Consider the following 1872-nt stretch of genomic DNA (forward strand, 5'->3'; position numbering starts at 1 on the left):
TTTAGCAGATGTACAACTTGCGACACTAAACTGGGTAGATTGGTTCAATAAAAAGCGTGTACACAGTGCACTGGGTTGTATCACCTTTTGAGTTTGAAGCAATGTACTATGACAAGATTAACCCGTTAGGTCAGGTGGCCTAACTTAAATAAAAAAGTCTCCGACAAACCCGGTACGGTTCAACTTGTGATTTGAATCTGCTGTTTTCAAAATCTGTCTTTCAGCTCGTTATGCAACAAAGCCGAACCGAATTAAAAATAGAAATCTAGTTGAGCTGGTGCTTGCTCATTTCTTTATTTTTAGTAATTGAGGTGAACATACTGTCAGTACATGGTAGTTATAAGTAACATGTAACTTTGTTCGCACAAAGATTTGAGTTATGCCAAGTGATGGATTGATTTGTACTTAAAATTTTAAGCTTATCCACTTGCTTTGCAAGCCACTACACTTTATTTACAATCCTATGTTGTGGAAGTAAGGGATCTTGTACTCGCCCAGTATGTTCAACTTGATTATATCTAAAGGACTATTAGGCATCAATCAAATCAATTTTCCAATTACTCGACTGAATCAACACATTTAAATCACGTAATTTAAGACTAATATCATCAGCTTGTTTTTGTAGTGATGAAACTGGAATAACTTTATGCCACTTTATTTCCCGCGTACTATAACGATCAGATTCACGAGATGTATTACTTATTGCTGCAGTTAGGGTTTTGTGCTGTTCTACAAATTCATCACGCAAAGTCAATAAAGCAAGTAAAGAACGACCATCATTTAATTTTGTTAAAGCATTAGTTTCATGAATTGCATAACTTAATTTTTGAAATTCTTGAATTAAAGCAAATACTTGTTTTAGTAGTTCATTTGGATCTTCAGATGGTTTATCACCATCTTGTACCAATACATTTGCATTGATACGTTGTTTTAGTGAAATAATTTTTTTTTGTTGATCACTTCGAAGTAAGAGAGCTTCTGCTAATTTCATTTTTCACCTATTAACCAATTAGAATTAAGTTTTAAGCAGCTAAGTAATTTTACAAATACTATATCCTCATTCTTTAAAAATCAAAAAAATTGATTTTTTATAATTTTCAGAGGTAGAAGTCTTATATTTTGTCATTAGTCGAAGCTCAGAATTAAGCTAAAGGCCTTTTTTCAGATGCAGAATCCTTTATCTGATCCTAGACAGTATTGTGGACATTCGATCCCTCTAAATTCTTACAATATTTTTGTTCAAAGGCTTCAGGACTTAACCAGCCATTTGCAGAATGTATTCTGATTCGATTGTAATAAATCTCGATATAGTCAAACAAGACAGCATTCGCTTCTTTTCGAGTGGCAAACACACTGCCATGGATTACATGACCTTTCAATGTATGAAAGAAGCTTTCAGTCACTGCATTGTCCCAACATGAGCAGTGTACTGCGCAAGACTGCGTGACATACTTTGAATACAGTTATTCGTCAATAATAGCGCTCTAAAAGCACGACTACAGTACTGACTGCCTTGGTCAGAATGAACCATAACTCCTGTTGAATAAGCTTTTCATGCGCCAAGGTTGGTCCGAAACCATGCAGTTGATCAGAAACAATATTGAGGCACTTGAGTCTGAGTTCTTCAGAAAGCCTGGAATTGCTGGTTTGGCCACGACCCGTATGGGCTAATGCAGCTGGACCTTGAACTTTGTATTTCTGCAGTAAGCGTCTGACCTGACATTCTGAAATATGAAGTAGAAGTAGCTGAGCAGCCTGGGATTGAGTTATGCGTTGATCGCAGATTTCCTGCAAAACCGACAATCGTTTAAGTTCTTTATCCGACATAGACACCAACATATCAAACCGTCCGCTAAGGAAATTGCAAAAGTG

Annotated in this window: 1 protein-coding gene and 3 pseudogenes; 1 reads left to right on the forward strand and 3 read right to left on the reverse strand. The window is 36.2% G+C overall.

Annotated elements, in window-relative coordinates; all coding sequences use genetic code 11:
• A pseudogene (locus PV763_RS17500) lies at positions 1 to 143 on the forward strand (integrase core domain-containing protein); the annotation flags it as partial.
• Positions 144 to 529: 386 nt separating this feature from the next.
• Here the strand turns inward: PV763_RS17500 and PV763_RS17505 are convergent.
• The 3 genes and pseudogenes from PV763_RS17505 to PV763_RS17515 all read right to left on the reverse strand — a co-directional run.
• Positions 530 to 991: a DIP1984 family protein gene (locus PV763_RS17505; RefSeq protein WP_180039238.1), complete on the reverse strand. Its 462-nt coding sequence runs from the start codon at positions 989 to 991 to the stop codon at positions 530 to 532.
• A 196-nt stretch (positions 992 to 1187) separates the two neighbouring features.
• Positions 1188 to 1552 (reverse strand): annotated as a pseudogene (locus tag PV763_RS17510) (IS3 family transposase); the annotation flags it as partial.
• A pseudogene (locus PV763_RS17515) lies at positions 1546 to 1827 on the reverse strand (helix-turn-helix domain-containing protein); the annotation flags it as partial. The pseudogenes PV763_RS17515 and PV763_RS17510, both read right to left, overlap by 7 nt.
• Positions 1828 to 1872 lie beyond the last annotated feature (45 nt).

Source organism: Acinetobacter sp. AS5, from assembly GCF_048957595.1.
Classification (GTDB): Bacteria; Pseudomonadota; Gammaproteobacteria; order Pseudomonadales; family Moraxellaceae; genus Acinetobacter.